The sequence below is a fragment of the Gammaproteobacteria bacterium CG11_big_fil_rev_8_21_14_0_20_46_22 genome (assembly GCA_002796245.1).
Lineage (GTDB): Bacteria > Pseudomonadota > Gammaproteobacteria > UBA12402 > UBA12402 > 1-14-0-20-46-22.
The window spans coordinates 179-5,821 of the sequence record PCWT01000018.1 but is presented as its reverse complement, the minus strand read 5'-3'; the positions used below and the strand labels follow the sequence as shown (position 1 = coordinate 5,821).

Sequence of the window (5,643 nt, the reverse complement as noted above, 5' to 3'; positions counted from 1 at the left end):
CAAAGCGTGAGCTTCCGCTTTGCCTGTGAGATGTTGCAAAAAGACTTAGGTTTAGTGATTGAAAGCAGTACGACCGCCAAGACGAAAAACACCACAACAAAATTGACTGCCCCCTTAGCCGCTAATGCTGATAGCCAAACAGCTTTGCGCCAAGTCATCGACTACTATCACGAAACCTTCAAGCAATCGCCGGAAGTACAAGAGTATTTACGCTCGCGTGGCCTGGAACATCCCGAATTAATAGACCGTTTTAAATTAGGCTTTGCCAATCGCACCTTGGGTTATCGCCTGCCAGAAAAGAATCGCAAGGCTGGTGCGGAATTGCGTGGCAAGCTGCAAGAAATAGGAATTTTACGCGATAGCGGCCACGAGCATTTTAACGGTTCCTTGGTCGTGCCGATCATCGATGAGAATGGCATCATCAGTGAAGTCTATGGCCGCAAAATATTAGGCCAGAGATTAAGGAAAGGCACCGCGCAACACCTGTATTTACCGGGGCCGCATAACGGCGTGTGGAATGTCCAAGCCTTCAAAGCCTCTTCTGAAATCATCCTCTGTGAAGCGCTCATTGATGCCATGACCTTCTGGGTTCACGGTTTTAGAAATGTCACCGCCAGTTATGGCACTTCCGGTTTTACGCCTTCCCACTTAGCCGCTTTTAAACAATACGACATCAAGCGTGTGCTCATTGCCTATGACCGAGACGAGGCGGGAAACAAAGCGGCCGAACAGTTAGCGGAGAAGTTACAAGCCGAAGGCATTGACTGCTTTAGAATCCTGTTACCCAAAGGCATGGACGTTAACGAGTATGCCCAGCAAGTGACACCTGCACAGAAAAGCCTTGGCCTGGTGATACGCAATGCCGAGTGGATGGGTGCAGGTAAAGCGCCAGAACGCCAATTAGAAATGGTTACCGTTGAACCGGCGTTCGATCCCAACATCGGTGAAATCTTCGAGCCAGAAGAGCCCAACGTTGAACCAATCCCCGAAACCACCAACGCTTCACCACTGCCAGAACCCGCCGATAATGTGAGTGCGGAAGTCAGCGAGCATGAAACCGTTATAGCGCTGGGCGACCGCCGTTACCGTGTTCGCGGCATCGCAAAAAATATGAGTTACGACCAACTCAAAGTCAACGTGCTGGTTAGCAGAAGCGATAACTTTTACGTTGATACGCTGGATATCTACAGCGCAAGACATCGCGCCGCCTACATTAAACAAGCCAGTATCGAACTGGGATTAAAAGACGATGCGATCAAAAAAGATCTGGGCAAAGTCCTGCTCAAACTCGAAGAGCTGCAAGAAAAGCAAATCAAAGGTGCACTCGAATCCGAAGAAAAAAAGGTGAACTTAAGCGATGAAGAGCAAAGCGCAGCCCTCGAATTACTGAAAGACCCTTCACTCCTTAGCCGCATTCTTGAAGACTTTAACCGCGCCGGGGTGGTTGGGGAAGAGACCAATAAGCTGGTTGGCTATCTGGCTGGCGTCAGTCGCAAACTGGATAAACCCCTGGCCGTGATTATCCAAAGTAGTAGCGCTGCCGGTAAAAGCTCCCTAATGGATGCCGTTCTCAGTTTAATGCCCGAAGAAGAGCGGGTGCAGTACTCCGCCATGACCGGGCAAAGCCTGTTTTACATGGGGGAAACCAATCTTAAAAACAAAATACTGGCCATCGCCGAAGAGGAAGGCGCAGAGAATGCCAGCTACGCGTTAAAGCTTTTACAGTCGGAAGGGGAAATCACCATTGCGTCAACGGGCAAGGATGCCACGACAGGGAATCTCACCACACAGGAATACCGTGTGGAAGGGCCAGTGATGTTGTTCTTGACCACCACGGCTATCGACATTGACGAAGAACTCATGAACCGCTGTTTAGTGTTAACGGTCAATGAAAACCGCGAACAAACCGAAGCGATCCACTCGCAACAACGCCTGGGTGAAATGCTGGAAGGCTTGTTGGCGAATGAAGAAAAACAGCAGCTTATTAGCTTGCATCGAAATGCACAACGCCTGCTAAGGCCGTTAAAAGTGGTGAACCCCTTCGCCAATCAGTTGCGCTTTTTAAGCGATAAAACCCGCTCACGCCGCGATCACATGAAGTACTTAACGCTCATCCGCACCATTGCCTTATTGCACCAATACCAACGGCCCATAAAAACCGTGACGCATCACGGCAAGCCACTGCAATACATTGAAGTGGTGCCGGAAGACATCGACACGGCCAACCGTTTGGCCAATGAAATACTCGGTCGTACTCTCGATGAATTACCGCCACAAACGCGGCGCTTGTTGATGTTAATTAACGACATGGTGAAAGCGCGTTGCGCCGCCTTGAAGCTGGAAAAACAAGATTACCGCTTTAGCCGCCGGGACGTGCGCGAAACTGTGGGCTGGACAGACTTCCAGATCAAAACGCACATGAAAAAGTTAGAGCAACTGGAATACGTGTTGGTGCATCGCGGTGGCCGTGGGCAATCGTTCGTGTATGAGCTGATGTACAGCGGTGAAGGCAAAAATGGTGAGACGTTTTTAATGGGCCTGGCCGATGTGAAAGAGCTAAAACTTAACGAAAATCACCAGTACGACGAAAAGAAGGAGCATTCAAAACCCAACAAGGAGTATCCAGGTAGCCCCCAAGTAGCGGCCAAGGAGCCTGGTAGTAGATTGCCTGAAACCCCTATAAATACAGGCGTAAACGGCAATAATGGGCAAAGTGAAGCGGAAAGCACTTATCCGGTAGAAAAACTCGTTGCGTCAAACCGTAACCATAACGCGGTAATGGAGCTGTAACCGTGGCGAAGAAAGGAGAGAAAACACCCCGCCCGCCAATAGGCGACCCCAACGACCCGGAAAGCCTGTTCAATTACATGCGCCGGTTTTTACTCTGGCAAGCCGAGAAAAACTACTCCCCTAAAACCATTGAAAACCGCGAAGTCTACTTGCGCTACTTTATCCAGTGGTGCGACGAGCGCGGGATCACAAAGCCGCCGGACATTACCAAGCCGATCATCGAACGCTATCAGCGTTACCTGTTTATGTATCGCAAGGAACGTGACGGGGAACCGCTGTCAACACGCAGCCAGCATGTGCGCGTAGCGCCCATTAAAGCCTGGTTTAAATGGTTGGCGAGACAAAATTACATCCTGTACAACCCCGCCAGTGACCTGGACTTGCCACGCCTTGAGCGACGGTTACCGAAAAATATATTAACGGTGGCCGAGTCGGAAACCATTATCAACCAGCCCAACACCTTGACGCCGACCGGTGTAAGAGATCGCGCCATATTGGAAACGCTGTACTCAACCGGTATGCGAAGAATGGAATTAATTAATTTAAAACTGTTCGACATCGATACAGAGCGCGGCACCGTGATGGTGAGGCAGGGCAAAGGCAAAAAAGACCGCATGATCCCCATCGGCGAGCGGGCTTTAAAATGGATCGATAAATACCAGGTCGAAGTGCGGCCATCATTAACCATGCCGGACGACGAAGGCACCTTGTTCCTGACCCACTTAAGCCAAGCCTTTACCGCGAATCGATTAACGCAAATGGTGCGGGAATACATCGACCAGGCCGACATTGGCAAGCGCGGGAGCTGCCACTTGTTCCGTCACACCATGGCCACCCTGATGCTGGAAAACGGTGCAGACGTGCGCTTTATCCAGGCCATGCTGGGACACGTCAGCCTGGAGACCACGCAGATTTACACCCAAGTCTCAATCCGCAAACTGAAAGACATCCACACCGCCACCCATCCGGCCAGGATGGTGAGGGAGCAAAAGCCAGAACGGGAAACGGAGCCAGACGAAGATGCCTTACTCTCTGCCTTAGCCGCTGAAGAGCTGGAAGAGGCGTCGGACAGTTGAGCACTTACCCGCGTGTCACATGCCTTGCTAAAAAACAAAAGCTGCAAGGCAAGCGCCACGCTCGCACCGTGCCAGCGTTGAGTTCGTTGCGTCCGTTCCCTGCCTCCGTCACTACGTTCCTCCGGGCAGCGCTGCGCACTGCATAGGAAATAAGGCCGCTCTGTCGCCTGTCATGCCCTTTGCAAAAAAGCCGCAAAGGTCACGCCAAGCTCCATAGCCCTGTCTAGCCAGCCTCCCCCGGCGCAAAAAGACGCGCCTCCCCGCCCTAAAAACCCTACCCGCCAGCACGGGCGAACCCTGTGCTGGCTGTGGTGTTCGTGCTTCGTCGTGAAGTCGGTGCTGGCGTCAAGTGTGTAAGCGGGTAGGGTCGGGCTGGTTGCTGGCTTGGGTTTATTACCCCCAAACCCCCAAGGGGGCTTCAAAGCAAAAGGGCTGGTGCAAGCGCACTTAAAAGCGTGTTTCTCCCCCCTAAATCCCCCCGCTGGGGGGACTTGAGTCCGTGCCAGTCGGAGAGTCCGTGTCTGCTGTATGCCTCTTCATGATAGCCCCGTGCTCGGTCAGTCAAGGGTATATAAACGGCGCAAAAAGACGCGCCGCCCTTGACAGCCCTGCGTGCGGCGCTCTCTGGAAGTGGCATACAACAGCCACTCAGAAGGAGTAATCGAAATGAAAAATGTCCCTTGGGAAATCGAAAAAATCATCAATGTAGCGAATGAACTGGCCAGTAATGGAAGCACTAGCGCGTCAACAAGCGAGCAAATTGCGGCAGCGTTCGTGCTGGATCGTATGGAGTTTTTACCGCACGGTTACAGCGTCATCGAAGCGTGGGAACGCCTGGATAACTGGCAACCGTTAGTCAAAAAGATCAAAGCGGAATATCAAGACTTATTGGTGCCTTGGTAACCCGTGCCGGGGAGCCTTCGGGTTCCCCTTTATCCTTAGCCGCCAACACCCAAAAACCCCAAGGCGGCTGGCGCCGCCCGGCAGCATTGGGGCTCTGGCGCGCCCCGAAACCGGCAGCTAAGGATAAAAAGCCCTAGGATCATCTGGAGTTATCCGCTAAAATGCCCTCCATGCGGATCACAAACCTTATGAAAAACCTGCTTCTGGTGCTGCTGCTGGCCTTATCGGCCAGCGGTGCCGTTAGCGCCAAAGTCGCGTCGGGGCCTCAAAACCTGGGCGCAAACCTGCACCGGGGCGAAAGCGTTTTTAACTGGTTGATGCATCAGGGAAAAACGGCATTTAGTGTAGGATGCCCGTCAGGGTGTCTTGATGTTACAAACGGAGGATCAACTCTCGACCTACTAAAGAATGCAGAGAGAACTAAGAGCGGCCTCAAGGTTGACAATGCGACTCTACAACAGATAGGCGCAGCAGAAGCTCGCGGAGGAAAAGGATTTTCCGGTCTGACTCCTAATGTTGTTCAAAACAAGCCTGCGACCTGGCACGGAGAGAAAACCGGTGGTACTCAAACCGTCATTAAGTACCAAGACGCCGCAGGTCAAACCAAGTTTACAGTTCACTCAGTTACCGATGGTGCGGGAAAAGTTGTTCATAGGGATTTTGACTCCGTATTAATTCAATCGGGACAACAGGTGGTTAAATAATATGGACTATAAAGCGTACTTCATTGAATTATTAATACAGTTCTTGAATGGTGTGTTGAGCCGCGAAGAAGTTGCACGACAAGTTGCGGTTACGATGCCTATTGACACAAATTACGTTGATGATGAAAAACTAATGAATAATTGCGAATGGGCGCTAAGGCATATCAACG

General features: G+C 51.5%; 3 protein-coding genes and 2 pseudogenes (1 of these 5 running past the window's edge). All 5 read left to right on the top strand.

Going from position 1 to position 5,643, the window contains the following annotated elements; genetic code table 11:
- Positions 1–2,559, top strand: a pseudogene (locus COV52_02095) (DNA primase).
- A gap of 308 nt (positions 2,560–2,867) precedes the next feature.
- Positions 2,868–3,866 (top strand): hypothetical protein, encoded by a 999-nt coding sequence (locus COV52_02090; protein ID PIR11796.1) that lies wholly within the window; start codon positions 2,868–2,870, stop codon positions 3,864–3,866.
- A gap of 666 nt (positions 3,867–4,532) precedes the next feature.
- Positions 4,533–4,769 carry a hypothetical protein gene (locus tag COV52_02085; GenBank protein ID PIR11795.1) on the top strand — a complete coding sequence of 79 codons (237 nt, stop codon included), beginning with the start codon at positions 4,533–4,535 and terminating at the stop codon, positions 4,767–4,769.
- 170 nt (positions 4,770–4,939) lie between these two features.
- A complete protein-coding gene (locus COV52_02080) occupies positions 4,940–5,473 on the top strand; it encodes a hypothetical protein (GenBank protein ID PIR11794.1) in 534 nt (177 codons plus the stop codon).
- 1 nt (position 5,474) lies between these two features.
- Positions 5,475–5,643, top strand: a pseudogene (locus COV52_02075) (hypothetical protein); it runs 101 nt beyond the window's last position.